The 19,518-nt window shown below is 53.0% G+C and carries 17 protein-coding genes and 1 riboswitch; of the genes, 3 read left to right on the forward strand and 14 right to left on the reverse strand.

Annotated elements, in window-relative coordinates:
• Nucleotides 1-256: 256 nt before the first annotated feature.
• Nucleotides 257-1,024, reverse strand: coding sequence for an HAD-IIB family hydrolase (locus J2Z66_RS33445; protein ID WP_209977206.1), 768 nt, complete (start codon nt 1,022-1,024; stop codon nt 257-259).
• 176 nt (nt 1,025-1,200) lie between these two features.
• Nucleotides 1,201-1,647: a hypothetical protein gene (locus J2Z66_RS33450; RefSeq protein WP_209977126.1), complete on the reverse strand. Its 447-nt coding sequence runs from the start codon at nt 1,645-1,647 to the stop codon at nt 1,201-1,203.
• A 77-nt stretch (nt 1,648-1,724) separates the two neighbouring features.
• Nucleotides 1,725-1,804, reverse strand: a riboswitch (ZMP/ZTP riboswitch).
• A gap of 205 nt (nt 1,805-2,009) precedes the next feature.
• Here J2Z66_RS33450 and J2Z66_RS33455 point away from each other — a divergent pair.
• Nucleotides 2,010-2,504 carry a hypothetical protein gene (locus tag J2Z66_RS33455; protein ID WP_209977127.1) on the forward strand — a complete coding sequence of 165 codons (495 nt, stop codon included), beginning with the start codon at nt 2,010-2,012 and terminating at the stop codon, nt 2,502-2,504.
• A gap of 408 nt (nt 2,505-2,912) precedes the next feature.
• On the opposite strand, the gene J2Z66_RS33460 is transcribed toward J2Z66_RS33455, so the two are convergent.
• The 12 genes from J2Z66_RS33460 to J2Z66_RS33515 form a co-directional block, all read right to left on the reverse strand.
• Nucleotides 2,913-4,127: a Gfo/Idh/MocA family protein gene (locus tag J2Z66_RS33460; protein WP_209977128.1), complete on the reverse strand. Its 1,215-nt coding sequence runs from the start codon at nt 4,125-4,127 to the stop codon at nt 2,913-2,915.
• A 14-nt stretch (nt 4,128-4,141) separates the two neighbouring features.
• On the reverse strand, nt 4,142-5,536 hold the full coding sequence (locus J2Z66_RS33465) for a neutral/alkaline non-lysosomal ceramidase N-terminal domain-containing protein (protein ID WP_209977129.1): 1,395 nt from the start codon (nt 5,534-5,536) through the stop codon (nt 4,142-4,144).
• Between the two features lie 48 nt (nt 5,537-5,584).
• Nucleotides 5,585-6,334, reverse strand: coding sequence for an SDR family NAD(P)-dependent oxidoreductase (locus J2Z66_RS33470; RefSeq protein WP_209977130.1), 750 nt, complete (start codon nt 6,332-6,334; stop codon nt 5,585-5,587).
• Between the two features lie 26 nt (nt 6,335-6,360).
• Entirely contained in the window at nt 6,361-7,437 is a 1,077-nt protein-coding gene (locus tag J2Z66_RS33475) for a DUF4432 family protein (protein ID WP_209977131.1), read from the reverse strand.
• A gap of 18 nt (nt 7,438-7,455) precedes the next feature.
• Entirely contained in the window at nt 7,456-8,217 is a 762-nt protein-coding gene (locus tag J2Z66_RS33480; protein WP_209977132.1) for an SDR family NAD(P)-dependent oxidoreductase, read from the reverse strand.
• Between the two features lie 27 nt (nt 8,218-8,244).
• Nucleotides 8,245-9,345, reverse strand: coding sequence for a mandelate racemase/muconate lactonizing enzyme family protein (locus tag J2Z66_RS33485; RefSeq protein ID WP_209977133.1), 1,101 nt, complete (start codon nt 9,343-9,345; stop codon nt 8,245-8,247).
• Nucleotides 9,342-10,313 carry a C-terminal binding protein gene (locus J2Z66_RS33490; RefSeq protein ID WP_209977134.1) on the reverse strand — a complete coding sequence of 324 codons (972 nt, stop codon included), beginning with the start codon at nt 10,311-10,313 and terminating at the stop codon, nt 9,342-9,344. Before J2Z66_RS33490 ends, J2Z66_RS33485 begins: the two co-directional genes overlap by 4 nt.
• On the reverse strand, nt 10,310-10,777 hold the full coding sequence (locus J2Z66_RS33495; protein ID WP_209977135.1) for a RidA family protein: 468 nt from the start codon (nt 10,775-10,777) through the stop codon (nt 10,310-10,312). The genes J2Z66_RS33490 and J2Z66_RS33495 overlap by 4 nt, the downstream gene beginning before the upstream one ends.
• Nucleotides 10,777-11,601: an acetoacetate decarboxylase family protein gene (locus J2Z66_RS33500; RefSeq protein WP_209977136.1), complete on the reverse strand. Its 825-nt coding sequence runs from the start codon at nt 11,599-11,601 to the stop codon at nt 10,777-10,779. Before J2Z66_RS33500 ends, J2Z66_RS33495 begins: the two co-directional genes overlap by 1 nt.
• Nucleotides 11,598-12,386, reverse strand: a complete 789-nt coding sequence (locus tag J2Z66_RS33505; RefSeq protein WP_312894904.1) for an SDR family oxidoreductase — start codon at nt 12,384-12,386, stop codon at nt 11,598-11,600. Before J2Z66_RS33505 ends, J2Z66_RS33500 begins: the two co-directional genes overlap by 4 nt.
• Before the next feature lie 163 nt (nt 12,387-12,549).
• Nucleotides 12,550-13,284, reverse strand: a complete 735-nt coding sequence (locus J2Z66_RS33510; RefSeq protein ID WP_245376045.1) for a phytanoyl-CoA dioxygenase family protein — start codon at nt 13,282-13,284, stop codon at nt 12,550-12,552.
• Nucleotides 13,285-13,345: 61 nt separating this feature from the next.
• Entirely contained in the window at nt 13,346-15,928 is a 2,583-nt protein-coding gene (locus tag J2Z66_RS33515) for a glycoside hydrolase family 2 protein (protein ID WP_209977137.1), read from the reverse strand.
• Between the two features lie 167 nt (nt 15,929-16,095).
• On the opposite strand from J2Z66_RS33515, the gene J2Z66_RS33520 reads away from it, so the two are divergent.
• Both J2Z66_RS33520 and J2Z66_RS33525 read left to right on the forward strand, forming a co-directional pair.
• A complete protein-coding gene (locus J2Z66_RS33520; protein WP_209977138.1) occupies nt 16,096-17,187 on the forward strand; it encodes a GntR family transcriptional regulator in 1,092 nt (363 codons plus the stop codon).
• 211 nt (nt 17,188-17,398) lie between these two features.
• Entirely contained in the window at nt 17,399-19,483 is a 2,085-nt protein-coding gene (locus tag J2Z66_RS33525) for a hypothetical protein (RefSeq protein ID WP_209977139.1), read from the forward strand.
• The last annotated feature ends 35 nt before the right edge of the window (nt 19,484-19,518 follow it).

A 19,518-nucleotide genomic window follows, 5' to 3' on the forward strand; every position in this document is an offset into this window, starting at 1 on the left:
TACATGTCACCTGATCGCTTCGAAGCCATGTACTATAGCAACGCTTTATAAAAACAAGCTTTTTTCAGACCGTCCACTCTATTGACATAGATCCAAAATCATCATTAACGTGACGGATTGACCTGGAATTCTTATTTTAACGATGAAAAACATCGTTAAGTGAAGCACGCTCATTTCGGTGGAGGGCAGGCTGTTACTAAACCATAAGAAAGAACCCTTAATATGTATGTGTAAGGGGTTCTTTCTCTAATTTAAGCTAGTTAATCAGCTGCCCAAAAGCCAACTCCTTCAATTTTGCCACGATTTTTTCTTCGTAATTTCCCTCAAGTGGTATTGTCTCAGTAGCATATTGTGCCAGATCATCGTGATGACCGATCATAACTGTATGTTGGGCTTTTTTAAACATAGGAATATCGTTGGCATCGTTCCCAAATGCGATAAACTGCTTTTCCTTTACTCCCAGCTGCTTTAGAGCATTCCACTTATGAATGTTTTGCGGACTTATATCAAGGACATTCTCGTTTCTATGCCGGTGAATAACAACGCCAAGGTTAGTAATCTTTTCGGCCAGATTCTCCATGTCATTTGCTGTAAGAATTAGTATTTTCACAACGGACATGAGCGACTCGATAGGAACTTGCTTAGCAAGCTTAGAAGCATCGACATTTTTTAGGATATGATGATCTAAAGGTCCCGTATAAGAGTAGTCCCAATCACTATCGATTAAGTAGGTGGCTTGATGCTCTTCTATAAATTGCAGCACCTTCAATACTTGTGCGTTATGAAATGATTCAATATGTGTGATGCTTCCATACGTAGAAACGAGCGAACCATTCCCACCTATAAGTGAATACTTATGGAAGCGTTGATGAATAACGGGAAGCATGTCTCGAATAGGACGAGCTGAAGCAAATATAATTTCATGATTTTCATTAACTAAATCTTCGAAACATTTTAAAAGAGTCTCAGACACAGGTTGTCCATGAAAACAAATGGTGCCGTCTAAATCAAAAACAAATTTCATCATGCCCTCCGAATGAGTATTTATAATTCACATTAAGCTCATTATACCAAAAATGGATGGGATGAAAATATAGGTAGTGTTATCACAAACATGTTGAAATTAATACATAGAAACGACCATAAGATATACCTTAGTCACTCCTAACAATGAGACAGGTTCTTTGGATAGTACTTGTATCAGTTCTTTGTATCCCAATCAATATGATTGTTCCAATCGGACCATTTTGACTTTAGTACTTCAACTAACCACTTCCCGCCAAAAGTTATTGTCCCTTCGTGAGAAGCGTAAATAATCCAGTCCATTTTGTCTGAAAACCAGAATCCTTCTCCCCCTGTTAAATCATCATTGTAACAGTAAAAGGGATGTAGATTTGCAACATTTATTCTACAGGTTTGTCCTGTTTCAAGAAATTCAAGTACCTGTTCTACTCCATGTTCTTCTAACAAAGTAATAATTTCATTTACTTTTTCTTTATTTTCAATGAATTCAGAATTAAAAGCTATTACGTCATGCCTATCACATTCATTTAATGGATACCAGTAAGATTTATTAATTTCCCATATTTGCTCCATTTTCTTTCTTAAATCAATAGCAACTTCAGCAGAAACCTGTTCTTTTTCCAAGTTAATCCTCCTTTCAACGGCATCCCTTATCTCTAATAACTTCCTAAAATAAATAAAAGCATTCGGTCAGGGACCAAATACTTTGCCCAGGCGTACGGCTTATGAAATATGTGCTCCTCCATGGTAATCCAAGTTTACACCAGACACACATACCAGATAACTCCATTCAATTTATATCAGATTTTTCTGACAACTTCAATCGAATTCTTAAATCTCAACATATACGAAGACCGCCGAATGAGCCGACGGTATAGTTCCTTCTGGATTAACACTCCCGAATCGCGCAGATATTCACTATAATAGAATAGAAGGACTAATCATCCGTACGGGCAGGCCTTTCCGGATAAGAAGGGGGAGAACATTTGCAATCGAAAGCCATAACATCCAAACGTATGCTGGAGCGGGAAGCGGTTCGCCACTTTATCGGCCTCTATAATCAATTAACCGATAACCGTCTACGGCTGCTCTACATGCATGACAAGCCGGACGCAGTTCTTCAAGACAGCCGCGGGCGCAAATTGGGGGTTGAAATTACCCATTTGTTCTATGATCAGATGGAAGCGCGACAACTGTTTCAGCATCAGCACCGTTCCTTTGTCTGTATTGAATCGTTCGACAATCTGGTGCAGGAGCTGAATCAACTGGTCGTTCGCAAAGAAGCGAAGAGCGCGGGGTACAGCCATCAATATCCGCTTGCTTTGCTCATTCGCAATCTTTCGATCAATTTCGGCTGGAACGACTTCAACCAGGCATGGGACAAAGTCAGAAAGCCATCGTCCGCTTTCACGGACATCTGGTTTCTCGCGAGGAATCATTCGCAGCCCGATCAATGGTATTTGAAGTCAATAAGATTTTAACATAAGAGCTTGCATGGATACATCCTTGTTCGAATCGGTATTGTCGAAAAAAATGCTCAACACATTGATCTCTCCCCATAATGTTGAAAGGAGACGCAAAAGCCCCGCCTCCTTTTTTCATTTCCCCCATAAGTGAGTTCAAGTTACCACATTTCGGTCATGGAACCTAGCGACAAATACGCCATCGGACGCTCTTCATCTTCTCAGATATTATTGATGACGAGCCTTTCCCCCTGCACGCATGTTGATTTCTCGATAGGCTGAACCTAAATTGGAAGACTGAATGCTTACGTCATCCCAGTCATATTTGCATCCGCCAATGCCGATGGCAGCTTTACGGTCACGCTTGTATCCCGTTCAGCAGTCAGAACGGCATGTCAGCAATCAGGGGCGTTTCACTCCCTGAACTTATTCTGGCAGGCGGGTGTTGTCTTTGTTTTTTCCGTAAAAATCGACGAACTTCACTGGCGAACCGCCACCAGAAACCGACTGCATCGACAGCGCGAACAGCGAGCTCCAAGTCACCGCGTCGTAAACGTCGATCGCAGGCTTTCTGTCCTCCTGTATGGCAGAGACGAATTCCCGGATAACGAAGAAATCACCTCCGCCGTGTCCGGTATGGAGCGCCTCTCTCTCCCACGCTCGCCAATCCGGATGATCCCATTTGCTCTTATGATGCCATAGTGAATCCCAATGCGGATCGTTCCCGGAAGTGCCAGACACCTCGTTGTGCAGCCAAATGAGCGGGTCCTCGCCTTCGAATCGCGGTCCGAGATACGCGCCTTCCGTCCCTTGCAGCCCATAGTGCACCATATTGTGCGGACGGGCGGACTGGATGTCGACGCGGAGCGACACGACAACGCCCTTCTTCGTGCGGATAAGCGTTGTGGAGCTGTCCCCCTGCCGCCAGAAATCGGGCTGCGCACCTGGGTGATCCGTTCCGAACCGTTCCCGAAAATAGTTGGCCGTTGAGCGGCTTTTCGTATTGAAGGTGACCAATTCCTCGAAAAAATCACCGCCCGGTTGATGAATGCCGAGCCACTTGGCGATCGGACCGAGCGAATGGGTCGGGTATGTACAGGCGTTAAAATCGTGTACACATTGTCCGCGCCAGGTCAAACTCCCGTCCGCGCCATGCAGCAAATTGCGGACGTCGTGAATGTATCCGCATTCCGCATAGGTAATCTCGCCGAAGGCGTCTGCGTCAGCCATCTGCTGAACCATTTTGTTCTCGCGCGTATAGCAATAATTTTCCGCCATCATGTACTTCAAGCCGCTCGCTTCCACCGCCTCAATCAGCTTCCACCCGTCTTCAATGGTATGAGCGGCAATCACTTCGCTCAGAACGTGTTTCCCCGCGCGTAGCGCCTGAATCGCCTGATCGGCGTGAATCAACATCGGGGTCGCCAGATAAATGGCATCGACCAACGGACTTTCCAATAACTGATCATAGCTGGAGAACGTAACGATTTCGGGGTACTTTCTCTTCCATTCCTGAAGAACCGCTTCGTTCAAATCGCACACGGCCGTCAGCTCCAAGCGATCTGCGAGTATCGAAAGCGCATGGCCGAATGCCCCGCCGCGCGAGCCGCCGATAACGGCCAATCTCACTTTTTTTGCCAATGTCTTTCCTCCCGTTAATCATCGTGTTTCATCTCGCATAATGCAGCGATCAGCGCATCCGCCAATCGTTCGTCTGCTCCCGGCGCGAAAGGTGTCGTGTCTACCTCATATCCGCCGAGCGGATAATCCGCGCGAGTGGGCAAATACCCTTGCCAGCCGTTCGCGTAGCCGCTGACCAGCGTATGGGCGAACGGAGATCCTTCGCGCACAACCAAACCGGTTTCATTGAAAATTTCCACAGGCAAGCCGACCAGCGCGATATCTCCGATTCGAACGATATGCGCCTCCACGTTCAGCTCGCTTTTTCCGAAATACAGCTCCGAACGGCGCAGCGCAAAATAAGCTCTTTTGGCCTGGAACGTGATCTCGCGGATCCGTTCCCCGGAAGCGCCGCTCCGCTGCAGCCGCTCCAGTTCCTGTGTCAAGCCGTTCGCCCGTACCGCGGCTTCCTCCACCGACAATTGCGTCTGAAGCGGCAATCGGACAGGAACGCTGCGCACCTCGAACTCCAGGCTTGCCAGAGTGCGCGGCAGTTCTCGCCACAAGCCGAGCGGGGCGCCTGACTCCACGACGCGGTCGAAACGAAATTCGGCCGCAGGCGCGGCGAGCTCCGTCAACACTTTGGCCGCTTCGTAACCAAGCACCGTGCCAATTCGTTTCATGGCCGCCACGTTCGTCTGAAAACCTTCTGGTCCCGGACCGATGTTGCCGGCAGCGCCTTGCAGAAACAGGCAGGTTCCGCCAATCAACTTTTCGACGACGCGTTTGGTTACGCCCGGATATTCCGGGCTAAACAACTTGTTATCAAACCCAAGCATCGTCGGATGGCAAGCATAGTGAACGATGCTGAGCAACGTATGACCATGCGTATCGTCGAAGCGGATGGCGCCGACGATCGGATCCGTAATGCCATCCGGGTTGTAGCCAACGACCATCCGGCCATCTTCCAGCCGCTGCCGACGGTTGCGGCCGATCCGGCATTCGCCATTCCCGGCGTGGACGGTCACGGCAACTCTCTGATCGGCGGCCTCCGCTGCAGCTTCGACAGTCGCGCTGCAAATATGTGCGAAATAGGCGTCGATCGCCTCGCGATGATTCGGGTAATATTCGCTAAGCAGCATCGGTCCTGAATGGGTATGTGTTGTTGATACGCGAACGCATGCAAGCGCGAATCCGGTTCGCTCAGCCACCTGCCGGCGGATTTCGTCCGCCTGCGCCAAACTGAAATGACTGGTGTCCACGTCGATAAGGACGGCTGCCGTCATCTTGTCATCGCCAATGACAGCGGCTGTCGTCCACAAATCGGCTTCTATGCTGTCCGCCTCAATATGCGTCTGCGCCCCCCAACCCGCATGGGGAACGTCGAGAGACGGATTGATGATCCGCCTTGCCACACCTGCCGTTAACATGTAAGGTTTCGCCTCCTGATTGTCATTGCGCGGTCCGTCCAGACCACACTACTTGGCAGTCCAGCCGCCATCGACCGCCATATTGGCACCTGTGACGAAACTGGATTCGTCGGACGCCAAAAACACCGCCATCGCCGCGACATCCGCCGGCTGTCCGACTCTGCCGACCAAGCATTTCTTCATATAAAATTCGTTCATTTCAGGATCGCGGATTGCCGCCGCAGACACCGGGGTTTCGATAATGCCCGGGCTGATCGCATTGACGCGAATGCCGTGCCGTCCGTAGTCGATCGCCAAATTTTTCGTCAGCATCACTATGCCGCCTTTGGCCGCATTGTACGCCGGATGCGCGGCAAAACCCACAACGCTGCCGACCGAAGCGGTATTGATAATCGACCCGCCTTGGGCCGCGATCATCTCGGGCAAGACATGCTTGCAGCACAGAAAGGTGCCGGTCAACGTGACGGAGATCGTACGGTTCCACGCCTCTTCCGTCAGCTCCAGCGCTGGCGCCACCTTGTACCAGAAAGCGTTGTTAAATAAAATATCAATGCGGCTGTATGCCGACTTCGCCGCATCCACCATCCGGCTGACGTGAGTCGCCTGCGAAACGTCCGTGTGGACGAACAGAGCTTCGCCGCCGCTGCCCATGATTTCTTGGACAACGCTTTCGCCGCGCGTATCGTCGATGTCCGCGATGACTACGCGCGCGCCCTCTGCGGCGAAGCGAAGACAGCCTTCTCTTCCGATGCCGGATGCGCCTCCGGTAACAATTGCCGTTTTGCCAAGCAGCCTCATGCCCGTTTCACGTCCTCTCGATTTTCTTATGATGTGAACACATTGCCCGTCCTCGCGTCGATTCGCTTGACAGGCAAACGACCTTCTGTTAATCCGGCCCAAAGTGTCGTGGAGACCGCTTCTCCCGGCCGCAGTTCCCGCGCTTGTCCCGCAGCGATGGATTCCGGCAGCGTTTCGATCGGGATGGTGAACGGCTCTAAGGCAAGGGTGTAATCCCGCCCATAGAACGGATATCCGAAGTTGCCTCCGTACGATTGCCACATCCACAAATAGGGAAACACCGCTGCGTCCCAAGCCAAACCCACACCCAAATCGAGCCGTGGATTGCGCAGGCACACCCACCCCTCCTTCAGTTCCAGATGGAAGCTGTCCGACGTGCGCCGCTCCGGGCCGGGAACGGTTCCCGCGTCCGACGTCGCCCCGTTCTTCTCCTGCAAATTCGGCCAAGCGGTCCGTTGCTCTTCCGCAAAAAGCGCTGTCTCTGTATAGGTATAATCTGGCGTTACCGCAACCGTCCCGGTCGGCAAGTCGATCTGGCAGCCCTCCTCGAGCAGCGGCGCGCCGAACGCCGGATGATGCCCCCAATTGTAGTACAGCGGCTCCGCTCCCGCGTTCGCGATTGTCTCCTCGAGCGCAAAGCCGCGATCGCCGGTACACAGCGTCACGCGCTTGCGCATCCAAAAAGGCGTTCTTGCCAGCTCGGTTTGCAAGCAGACGACGATCCGATCCGCCGTATCCTCTTCAACCGTATATGTCCAGGGCAGCAGGCACGCTTCGCCATGCAGGCCGAGCGGCGCGCCTTTATATGCGTTTGTCGGCGTATGGGCGTTTGGAAACACCGATTGCCACCCGCCCGGATAGTAGTCGAAGAAGGCGCCGGAGCTGGAAGAGATCGGAGCCATGTACCGGCCGGCCTCCGGCATTCGCAGCGGCGATCGCCACAGGACGTTGATATCGCGCGCCTTATCGCGCAGTTCGATCAAGTCCGAGCCTTTGTTCAACCAGAATGTCAACTTGAGCCGTTCGTTCTCCAGCGTCAAAAAAGTGTTGCCCTCGATCGTATAATGCCAATAACGGCATCCGTGTGTGCGTTGATTGAGCACGCGGCCGCACCACCTTTCTCATTTTAGCACCGTATAACCGCCGTCCACGAACAGCGTTTGTCCGGTCATATAAGATGCCGAGTCGGAAGCCAGGAATACGGCGACATCGGCAATTTCCTTGGGCGCCGCCAACCGGCCGAGCGGAATTTTAGCTTCAATCTCGGACCGGGCGATATGCCCTTGCGCGAACGCGAAGCGGTTCAGCTCGGTTTCCGCATAACCCGGCGCCACCGCGTTGACGCGGATGCCGTGTGCCGCCCACTCGCTGGCCAGCACGCGAGTGAGCGCTTCGACGCCCGACTTGGCGACACCGTAAGGCAACCGGCGCGCCAACCCGAACCGCGTCGCCACGGAGGAGACATTGACGATCGCCCCGCCACCTCCGCCGGCAATCATCTGCCGTCCGGCTTCACGGGCACAATAGAATACACCGTCCAAATCGACGCGCAGCACCCGCTCCCACTCCTCATCCGTTAGCTCCTCCGACGCCCGGTTTAATTGAATGCCCGCATTGTTGACCAGCACATCGACACGGCCCCACGTGAGATGCACGTGATCCACCCAGCTTGCGACATCGCCCGAAAGGCCTACGTCCACAGCCGTCGCCAGCGTGAGGGCTCCGGTTTGCGCGGCGATGCGCCGCGCGGTCTCCCGCACCGCGTCCGCGTGAAGATCGGACAGTGCAACCCGCGCACCACCCTGCGCAAACGCGAGTGCCATCGCTTCGCCGAGACCTTGCGCCGCGCCTGTAATCAGCACGGTTTTACCTTTGACATTCATCGCTCCTGCATCCTCTCCGAACAACTTCTAGATTACCGCCCATTTTTCCAGCGCTTCCTCTTTCCACCTGAGGCCTAGTCCCGGCTCCTCCGGCGCGCGCGCGACACCCGCCTCCATCTCGACAGGATTGTCAAGCAGCTTGTCAAAGCCCATAATACCCGACGACGCCGGAATCAGTTCCACGCCCCACCCTTGCGGGAAAGCCGCCGCCAAATGAATGTGCACCTCCGGAAACCAGTGTGGATAAAACGGAACCTCGTGCGACAACCCGGTCATCGTCACCTTGATCCACTCCGAAATGCCGCCGACCAGTGTCGCATCGTGGCGCAGCACGTCGACCAGCCCATCGCCGATCAGTTCGCGGAACGCCCAGCGGCCGCTCTCGTCTTCACCGACGGCGACCGGCACGTTCGTCCGATCGCAAAATCCGCGGAGCGCAACCCGGTTATCCATTAGAAACGGCTCCTCAACGAACGCCGGCTGATAGGGCGCGAACGCTTCCATTGCTGCAAGCGCCTGCTTGGCGGATGACAACGCACCATTGAAATCGACCATTAATGGCAGTTCCTCGCCGATCCCTTCCCGCGCTGCCGCCACGCGCCGGACATCTTCCGCCAAAGTGGCGCCGCCGACCATGATTTTGGCGCCGCGGTACCCTTGCTCGCGATAATCGGCGTATTCGCGCCGCAACGTATCTGTATCGGCATCGGCACGGTAGTACCCGCCTGCGACATACGCGGGAACCTCGGCCGCATAACCGCCGAGCAATTGCCACAGCGGCAATCCGGCATACTGTCCCTTCAAATCCCACAACGCAATGTCCACCGCGCTGATCGCCCGCATGAGCAATCCGCGCCGTCCATGAAACCGCGTTGCGCGATACATGCTTTCCCATAGGCGTTCGGTGTGCAGCACTTCCTCTCCGAGCAACAGCGACTTCAAATGGCGTACGACTGCTTCCGGAACGAGACCGTCCCTGTTGAAGCCGAAGCCAGTGCCTTGCTTGCCGTCCGCGGTCCGGATACGCACGAATGCATAGTCGCGCTTGTCGATCTTTAGCGGACCCAGATGCAGCGGCTGCGCCAAAGGAAGGACGACTTTAAACGCCTGAACGTCAGTGATGATCACGGCAGCCACTTCCTGTTGACGACATGTTTTAATGGCTGCCCTTGCAGCGCACGCACCACTTCCAGTGCGGCAAAACGCTTCAGCCGCTCAAGCGCATCTTCTGTATACCAGGCGCAATGGCTTGTCAGCAGCACGTTCGGCATCGTTATAAGTGGCGAGTCCGCGGCGACCGGCTCCTGCTCCAGCACGTCGAGACCCGCGCCGCCCAGCCGCCCTGCCGCCAGCGCCTCAGCCAGATCGCCGCTATGCACAACGCCGCCCCGCGATGTGTTGATCAGCAGCGCGTCCGGCTTCATTCGGGCGAACGTTTCCGACCGGAACAGATGATGCGTTTCCGCCGTGAGCGGCAGATGAACGGAAATGGCGTCTGAGGCAGCGAGCAATCGGTCGAAATCGACCCTCAGCACGCCCGCCGCCTCGAACGCTTCGTCCGGCACGAACGGATCATATGCCGCAACCCGCATACCGAACGCCTGCGCACGCGAAGCGACGTGGTGGGCGATATTGCCGAAGCCGGCCAAGCCGAGCGTCTGTCCGCGCAAGCTGCGCATCGGCCGGCACGGATTCGTTTGCCACTTGCCCGCGCGCACCTTCGCTGTCACCTGCGGCAGCTTGCGCGCTAGCGACAGCAACAGGGCCATAGCATGGTCGGCGACCTCCTCCAAGGCATAGTCCGGCACGTTGACAACCGGAATGCCCCTCTTACCAGCCGCTTCCAGGTCGACATTATCGACGCCGATCCCATAGCGTACGATGACCTTGCAATGCGTCATCGCCGCGATGGCTTCGGCCGTCATCGGCGCCCACTGCGTCAGAACGGCGTCCGCTTCCCGCACGGCATCGGCGACCTCTAGCACGTTCCGGCACTGGTACACCGACAACTCGGCCCCGACTTCGCGCAGCGCGCTCGCCTCCGCCTGCAGATCGGGAAACCCGTGATCAGTAACAACAACTCGATATCCGCTCATTTCGTTTCTCCTCCTTGCCCGCAACCAATTCGGGCAACACAGTCCATCTCCACATCGAAGCCGATCAGTTGGACGCCAACTGTCACCCTCGCCGGATACGGTTCGCGGAAATACGAGGCAAACGCCCGGTTCATCTCCGCAAATTGCGCCAGATCGGTCAAGTAACAGTTCATCTTCACCACGTCGTCCATCGTACAGCCGGCTTCTGCCAGAATCGCTTCGATGTAGCCAAGCACCGCTAGCGATTGCTCGTAAATCGAACCACCGAGCGGCTGCTTCGTCACCGGGTCGACCGGTACCTGGCCGGCGACATGCACCCAATCACCGGTGACGATCGCCTGCGAATAGCGCGCGCCCGAATGCAGGGCGCGATCGGTGCAGACGGCTCGCTTCGCCCGGATTGCCGCGTTCGCGCCGCAATCCGTTCCTTTGGACACCATCATATCGTGTTCCGTCACGAGCATCACCTCATCTCTTTCTCCGCCAAATAATCGTGAATCACTTCGCCGAACGGCAGTGTCAGATCGACGCGCCAATAGAAGCCCTCTATCATTTCGACGACGGGCAGCCGATAGACCGGAAATTGCGCGTTCGGCCGCAACTCCGCCGTGCCCGGCCCCTTCCAGCATTCGAGCAGTGACACGTCGGCGAACCGGCGCGCCGTCAGCTGCTTGATCGCCGGCTCTCCGGTAATGTGCGGCACGAACTTGTAGTTCAGATTGTTCGTGAACGGCATGTACCGCAGCAGATCGTCCAGGTCGGCAGGCGTCTGCTTATAGGGCAGCGTTCCCGTCGCAACCTCAATGCCGTTGCGCACGGCTCGCCCGACGATCAGATCGCCGCTTACTTCGATTGACGGACTGCCCAGCTTCTTCGGCTGGCCGTAAATTTCCCTTCCTGCACCTAGCCCCCCGTCGGTCGTCAGCATCAGGTAGGGCGAATAGGCCCCCCGGATCCCTTTGGCCGGGAGCGCGGCATCGAGCTGAACCGCAAATTCATGATGTGGTCCGAACCAATCCGGATCGCGCATCTGATAGAAATGCAGCAGCACATAGTCGCTGACCGGCTCGAGCGGCTGAGGCAGCAGCGCCGCGACCGCACCCGGCTTCGTCCGGTAGACGATCGTTAGGATCGCGGTGTCCCGGAACCGAATCGGAAATCGCGGCACAAGAGGTGCGCCCAATGGCGTGGAGAACGAAGCGCCCGGAAGCGTTCCGCCCGTCGCTCCGTTTGCCCCTCTATCCTTCATCGTTTCATCCGTCTTCCCATTCGCCATCCTGTCCGTCATCGCCCCATCCACCCGCCGTCCACAATGATCGTTTGGCCGTGCACATAGTCCGAAGCACGCGATGCGAGGAACAGGCACGCACCGTCCAGTTCGTCACTAGCACCCCATCGGTCGGCCGGAATACGCGCCAGCAGGTCGCGGGAACGCACCGGATCGGTGAACAGCCCCGCATTCTGCTCCGTATCCATATAACCGGGTGCGATGGCGTTAACGTTCACGCCGCCGGCCGCCCATTCGTTGGCCAGCGCCTTCGTCAGTCCAAGCACGCCGTGACGGCTCGCCGCATACGCGGGCACCGTATAACCGCCCTGAAAGCCGAGCACGGAGGCGATGTTGATGATTTTACCCGCGCCTTCCGCCAGCATGCGCCGTCCGGCGGACTGGCATAGCAGGAACACCGACCGCAAATTGACGTTCATGACTTCGTCCCACTCCTCCGGCGTCCAGTCGACGGCCGGCTTGCGCAGAAACGTACCGGCGTTGTTCACCAGAATGTCGACGCGGCCCCAGCGCGAACACACCGCTTCTATAATCCGCTCGGCAGCTCCCGGCGCTGTCTGGTCTACGACGACTTCCATCGCTTCCACACCGTATCGTTCGAGCTGCGAACGCGTCTCTTCCAGGTTCGGCTGCCGCCCGATCAGACACACCCGGGCGCCCGCCCGGCCGAGCGCGAGACTCATCGACTGGCCAAGTCCCCGGCTAGCGCCGGTTACGATCGCCACACGGCCATTAAGATCAAAGAGGTCGGGTTTGACGTCGTTATTCGATTTCACTTTATTCACTCTATTCACTCTTTTCACTCCAAACCTGCATGCGTATGAAAGCTCAATCTAATACTCGAATCGATCTACCGCGACCTTGTAGTGCGAGGAACTCGGATTTTTCGTCCCCTTGTGCACAATCTTGATTGTATGATTGTCGTTGGTCATGCCGATCCATTTTTCATTATGCGTTCTCGTATCGATTGCCGGCCATATCCCTGCCTCTTGCGAGCCAGATTCTGAACCCTTCATTCGCCTCCGGAATCACTTTCGTATCCGCTGAAAAATACCTCATCGTATATCCGCACCTTCTGTAGGGGCTCTTGTTCGGAGTTGCTCCGTGTATGATTCGGGAGTCGTGCAGCGAACATTCTCCCGGTTCAAGCTCGAAGTACACGGCCTGCTCATCTTGAATGTCCTTCTGCCTGATGCGTGTCGGGAACAGATTTTCCTTGGAGTCAACGTCCTCGTATTGGGAGAACCCGTTGCGGTGACTACCGGGTATGACTCTCATACAGCCGTTCTCCTTGTTGCTCCTGTCAAGAGCAAGCCAAATCGTGACTATGCTGTCGTACTTATCCAGTCTTCCTTTCCAATAGGCCGAATCCTCATGCCATGGCGTAGCGCGTCCGATGAACGGATCCTTGCAGATGAAATGGCTGGACCACAGCACAATATTGGGACCGATCAACGGCTCCACTAAATCCAGCACTTCGTCACTCAACAAAAAGTCGAGCAAGCGAGGGTCCCGCCAGTGGGGAGTGTCCAGTTCATCCGACAGCTTCGCGCCTTTCTTCTCGAACTGTTCCTCGAACAAGCGGTGAAGAACTTCCATGCGTTCAGCGGGGAACAGCGGCTTCCGGTACAGACTGTATCCGTTGTCCCGGTAACTTTGTACTTCCGATTGATTGAGTTTCAACCTGATGTCTCACTCCTTTGCAATCAATTAATTCATTTGTATTATATTGTATTATTTTATATCAGTCAAATGAAATATTTAGAGGCGGTGAATTTAGTGCCGAAACAGTCCACCGCTCCCCGGAACCCGTCATCGTGTATGCAGCCAATCTGTTCTCCTCTCCGGGAAAAAGGAGAAAACCGTCCGAGAGCGGACGTCGGCAAACGCCTGTCGGTCCTACCCCGATCAAGTCGACTTCGACCCGTACCCACAGCGCGACTGTTGCGCCGCCGTTCCGAATCGTAATCGTGCAGCTTCCGTCTTCTGCGCGGGTCCGCAAGACTTGTAATTCGGTCTGCAGCAAGCTCAAATAAGAGGCTAACGGGGGAGACGACTGCGAAACTACGAACGAGTATTCATTGTGAACAGTTCTGCCGCCGCTCCGAGCGTCCAGCCGGACAAAGAACGTTTCGACCCCTTCCGGAATCGGCCAGTCAATGGAGCACAGGAACTCGCCAACGTTACGCCGCTCGACGCGTTGCACGCCGTTTGTCTGATGTAAAATGCTCCCGCATCGGTCCAGTATCGTTACGCACCATTCATAGGCGGCAGGCGTTTCGAGTCCGTCGATATGCAGCACAACTTCTCCCGTGAAACGTTCGTCCGGCGCATAAGAGGCTTTACCATAGCTCATCGAAATCAAGGACGGAGCGTTCGCCCTTGCAACCCAGCTGTAAGCCATCTTAGGATCTCCGTAATAATCCACAGCGCTCGTGCAGGTCGCATTCGGATAAGGCTCGTTCATTTGCCATAAAATACTGCCGCTGCACCTGGGAGACCTTCTGCGATTGGCTTCCAATCCATAGCGGATTCCTTCCGCCTGCAGCCACTGTGAGAGCTGTACCTTGATAGCGATATCGTCAATCGTTCCGAACAACTCCGACAGTTGGGCGTCCATATTCCAATATTCCCCCCCGTGTTGAACCCAACTCCAGGAACTCGTTTGATCCGCTCGAATGACTTCCGGGGGGAGAAACTTCCTCATGCTGGCCAACGAACAATAGCCGTCTCCACCAAATTCGCTTTGCAGCAGCGCGTCGCTTCCGTTGTAAAGCCGGTAATGGCCCTCTGCCCCGCCGTATTTCCAGGGACCATGCACATCGTAAGCACGACCTTGTCCAGCTGCCTCTTCATCCAGGAAAAACGTCGGCCCTGTCGGAGAGGTCGCCAAAAACAGCCGTTCCGGGTCTAGATCGTGAACCAGACGCCCGAGCTCGCGCAATGTTGTGTGCTTATCCGATAGCGGGATTAGCTGCGCGTCGAGATGACCGCCTTCGGTCAATTCGTTGCCGCCGCACCAGATCACAAGCGACGGATGATTTCGCTTCTCACGAATAACAGTTCTCATCGTCGATAGGAGCCGGTACAAGTATTCGGGATTGCAGGACGGTTCATTATTGAAGCCAGAGCTGGATTGCATCATTTCCTGCCAGACCATAATGCCGTTTTGATCGCACAGATCGTAGAACGCCTCCCGCTCGATCAATCCGCCGCCCCATACGCGGAGCAGGTTGATATTTGCCGCTTTTGCAAGTGCGATCAGCCTCTCATAACGCTCCGGCTCGTACCTTCCGTACAGCTGATCAGTTGGAACAAAATTCCAACCTTTTATGTAAACATCTCGTCCATTTACACAAATTGTAAAAGGTTGCGCGTCCCGCGGCGCGCCGGGATTCGATTTGAAAGCAAGCTGGCGTATGCCGAAATTTTCTGTTTTCTCGTCGGATAACTGTGGATGATCGCCGGGTATGCGTATAGCAACACGCATATGGTACAACGCGGGATCGCCTTCATTGTTCGGCCACCATAGACGCGGATCCGGGACTTGTAGCTCCAATCGGGCACGCTGCAAGCCGGGCCTGGCTGACACGGATTTGCATACGAATGCCGCCTCTACCCCTTCCGGCGTAATAACTGCAGCTTCCAGCATAATATCGCCCGCAACCTCACTTTCCCAAGAGGTATCCGCCGCTACGATAGCCACCCCTTCAGCGATCTCTGAAGTGATGTGAATGTTCTCAAAGCGATGTTCTCCGGTGATCTCCAGCTTCACATGCTTCCAAATGCCGATATGAACGAGCCTGGGGCAAAAATCCCATTTGTATCCGAACCTGCTCTTCAGGTGGTTGACGCGGTTGGTATAGCCAAGCTGCGCCTGTCCGTCCGGGCTCCGGTCCAGAGCGATGACCAGTTTGTTGGGAGCGGATCGGTCGATAAGATCCGTGATATCCAGAACAAACGGGACAAACATCCCCTCGTGTCTTCCGAGTTCGCGCCCATTCAGTAGCAGCGTCGAAGATTCGTCAATACCTTCGCAAATGAGCTTGATTCTCTTCCCTTCCCATGCCGGATCCGCATCGAATGAAGTGCGGTATAACCAATCCCTTTCGTTCACCCACTCGCAGGCCGGCGTATTTTTGTCCCAATAAGGGTCCGGCAACAGCCCTGCCCGATGCAAGCTCCAATGAACGCTGCCCGGAACCTCGGTCGGAATCCAGTCCATGAACCCGTTCAATTCCAAATTCAACTCCATCGAGCGACCGAATTTCCAGAAGCCGGAATACGAGCCTTTCATCTCCCAACCATGTGTAAGTTCTAAGAACATGACGCTTCCCCCTTGATTTGAATTATATTGTATGGTACAAATTAAACTATAGCATGTCAATACTAATTCTTTTGAAAGTCTTTGGAACTTTCAATATTGCCTTCTTATGCCAGCACAAATAAAATCTGCCTATGCTTGCCGGATTTCAAACAATGGAGGACATACGAGTGTTAGATCAAAATAAAAGCACGCCGCTTTATTTGCAAATTAAAGAAATGGTTGAAACGATGATCGAGCGCGGGGAGTTGAAGCCCGGGGATCGCGTTCCGACCGAAGCTGAAATGATCGAGAAATATCAGGTAAGTCGCGTCACTGTGAAGAACGCTTATAAGCTGCTCGTTGAGGACGGGATTATTTTCCGCATTGCCGGCAAGGGGAGCTTTGTGTCAACCAAAGAGCATTTGCCGGACACGAACAGAGATTTGAAAAAAATTGGTTACTTGTCGCCAATGATTCTTGACACGTTTACGATGAAGCTCTTCCAAGGCGTAGAGGAGGGCTGCAAAGAAGCTGGCTCAATGCTCATGATCCGACAAGTAACGTTGCAATCCGAAGAACGCAACGCGATCAACGATATGATTCGCTGCGGAGCAGAGGGATTGATTATCTTTCCGGTAGACGGAGAGACTTACAGCGAGGAAATCCTGAATTTGAAAACCCGCAATTTCCCATTCGTTCTTGTCGATCGTTATTTGCCGGGAATCAAGACGAACTCGGTTTCCTCGGATAACTATCTAGGCGGATTTCTGGGAACCGAGTACTTAATCGGAAAAGGTCATACCGAGATCGGCATTATATCCGGTACCAAATCGACAACAGCCAGCTCCGAGGATCGCTTTCAAGGCTATCTGGATGCTATGAAGAAAAATCAACTTCTGACGAATCCTTCTTATTGGCTGACAAGAATAGACGAATTTACGTACCAACAAGAGGATATTTACAAGCAGTATATAGCTGATTGGCTATCGAGCAACCCGAATATTACCGCCGCATTCGCGTTCTCCAGCTTAATGGCTGAGCAAGTCTATCAGGTAGCCCGGTCAATGGGTAAACAGATTCCTGAACAGTTAGCTATCCTCTCTTACGATAACCCAGATATCAAAATGATGGATGCCTCCCCTTTCTTTAGTTCTATCGAACAAAATGCGGAGGAGATGGGCCTTCAAGCTGTCCAAGTGCTTATGAAATCCCTTCATGATCCAGTTCATGTTGAGCAACGCGTCATACCTGTTTCTTTGTATCATGGACTGAGTTCATAATCAGCCAATATGCTGTCTCCCCCTTCAAAAACAAGGAGCCGGCCTGATTTCATCGGGCGGCTCCTTTTCAATTCCCCATTTTTTACGACCTTATCGCAAAACATATATTTGACTGATACAATATAGTATAATATAATACAATACAGAACTATTAATTTGAGTTGCAAATGAAGGCCTTTACTATGTCAAAAACAAAAAAGGATGAACACTTATGGAAAAAGTATTGTGTACATTAAACGGTGCAACGTTAGGCTTTAACAAAGCGACAGGAGAGCTTGTCTCGTTAAACGGCGCTTCCTGCGGAGAGCTTATTAGAAATGGAAGCGGTTTAATAGATGTGGCATGGCCTCTTAAATATGATTATGAAATATTAAGAGCATCTGCTGATGGGAAATTCTACCCATCCGCACCTAGCATCGAGACGGATAACGGTTCAGTATGCATCACCTGGGAGAAACTCCCGCAAAATATCGACACAAAGGAGCAGGAGCGGCTCGAAGGAGGCGTGTGGGCGCAGGTAAGGTTCTGGGAAGAGCCAGACGGGATATCAATCGGCATGAGTTGCAAGGTAAGAAACAATTCCAATACTGAAGTGAGGCAAATTGTATTTCCTGACTTTCAGGGGCTTGAGGCAACCGATGGCGATAATACGCGATTTACTACACTCGGAGCAAGCAATAAGCCGTTTATTGAGCTTGCTGATTCTCCGGACAACCGTAAAACATTCTTTGCATTAAGTCCTCCGGTTAGCGGGAAAATGTATCAGGGCGGCGGTTACTTTGACAAAGACGGCATGATCGGGCGCTGGTACAACGTGGGCGGTCTCAAAGGCGGATTGTGCGTGTTCCGAAAACATTGGGGCTGGGGGCCGGATGTGCCTACAGAAATGGGCCGCGGAGATGCGGTATGGGTTAAATTAAATAATAAGGCCCATACGCTTCGTGTCGCCAATCTTCACAATGTGGCGTTAAAGAACGGTGACGTATACGACAGCGGGGAATACATCATTACGCCTCATGCTGGTGGCTGGGCGAGAGGGATTGCACCTTATAAAGCGTGGGTGAGCACGAATATGAAGCGTGCAGTCAAGCAACCGGACAAAATCAAACGGGCACTCGGGTATAGAACCATATGGATGACCGAGCAGTATCCTGCTGACCCTGATGCGATTAAATATAAATATGATGATTTGCCCGAAGTTGCGAAGGACATGAAAGAACACGGCTTGTATGAGTTGAGCGTTTGGGGAAATACGAACTGCATGCTGCCTTATACGAAAGATTCATTTTGTAAAGAACTGGGCGGATTTGAAAAATGGAAACAAAATGTCGAGATCGTACATAGCATGGGCGTCAATGTGGCTCCGTTCGTCTCGTTTATATCCTTGTGGCACAAAACGGGTGAACGCTATGGCTTATCTACAGGTGCAGCGGGTGAGGGCTGGTCGCAAAACATAAAGGGTATCCCTGTTTTTCAGGCATCCTATATGGAAAAGTACCGCTGCTCGTTTATATCCGACCAAACCATCCCTCTATGGAAAGAAGATGTGGTCACATCGCTTCGGTTTCTGAGGGACGAGGCGGGTACGCCGTCCATAGGCTGGGATCAGGTGATCCTGTCGCCCGCGCCAAATACTTTAATCGATCTTATTAAGGAATACCGCCAGGAAACGGCCGAATTGCATCCGGATGCAACTTTCTACGGCGAGTCAACCTTCTATTATGAAGGGGATGTCAATTTCCTTGATTACACATGGGACTGGGAATATTGGCCTGGCGTGGGGGATTGCAGAGCCTATTCGCATGTCATTCGCACAACAAGGCCAAATATTAATATTGATAATAGTCCATTACATGCCAAGTACTCCTTTATGGACAATATGATCATGAATGTAATTCCTTCAAAGGTTGAAGATGTGAACGGATCGGCCTATATTTATGAATATCCCGAATTATCAGCAACACTCAAAGCATTGGCTGCGCTAAGGGAGCGATTTATATCCTTTTTCATCGAAGGTGATATTTTGGGTGACTGTATACTTGCGAACGAAAGTGTCGATGCAAGGGTTACGGCATTCGAGCATAGCGGCAATGTTGTTCTATTTGCCGTTAAGCTTACCGATGACGACACCGAGTTGGATGTTGACCTGGAGCCTTTCGTCGATGCGAACAACAGATCGCTAACGATGTATGACATCCAGGGGCGTGTAGTATCTTCCTATGCGGTAGAGGACGCCAAATTAAAAATTACGCTCAAAGGCGCTGCTGAAGAGCTATACGCCATTGAGATTCAATAAGTAAACCAGGGACAATGAAAAGCACTGATTCCCCA

Source organism: Paenibacillus eucommiae (genome assembly GCF_017874215.1).
GTDB lineage: Bacteria > Bacillota > Bacilli > Paenibacillales > NBRC-103111 > Paenibacillus_AI > Paenibacillus_AI eucommiae.

Coding starts and splice junctions, on each gene's coding strand:
- J2Z66_RS33445 (WP_209977206.1), bottom strand. CDS start 1,024: ATGAAATTTGTTTTTGATTTAGACGGCACCATTTGTTTTCATGGACAA.
- J2Z66_RS33465 (WP_209977129.1), bottom strand. CDS start 5,536: ATGTTAACGGCAGGTGTGGCAAGGCGGATCATCAATCCGTCTCTCGAC.
- J2Z66_RS33470 (WP_209977130.1), bottom strand. CDS start 6,334: ATGAGGCTGCTTGGCAAAACGGCAATTGTTACCGGAGGCGCATCCGGC.
- J2Z66_RS33480 (WP_209977132.1), bottom strand. CDS start 8,217: ATGAATGTCAAAGGTAAAACCGTGCTGATTACAGGCGCGGCGCAAGGT.
- J2Z66_RS33490 (WP_209977134.1), bottom strand. CDS start 10,313: ATGAGCGGATATCGAGTTGTTGTTACTGATCACGGGTTTCCCGATCTG.
- J2Z66_RS33495 (WP_209977135.1), bottom strand. CDS start 10,777: ATGCTCGTGACGGAACACGATATGATGGTGTCCAAAGGAACGGATTGC.
- J2Z66_RS33500 (WP_209977136.1), bottom strand. CDS start 11,601: ATGACGGACAGGATGGCGAATGGGAAGACGGATGAAACGATGAAGGAT.
- J2Z66_RS33515 (WP_209977137.1), bottom strand. CDS start 15,928: ATGTTCTTAGAACTTACACATGGTTGGGAGATGAAAGGCTCGTATTCC.
- J2Z66_RS33525 (WP_209977139.1), top strand. CDS start 17,399: ATGGAAAAAGTATTGTGTACATTAAACGGTGCAACGTTAGGCTTTAAC.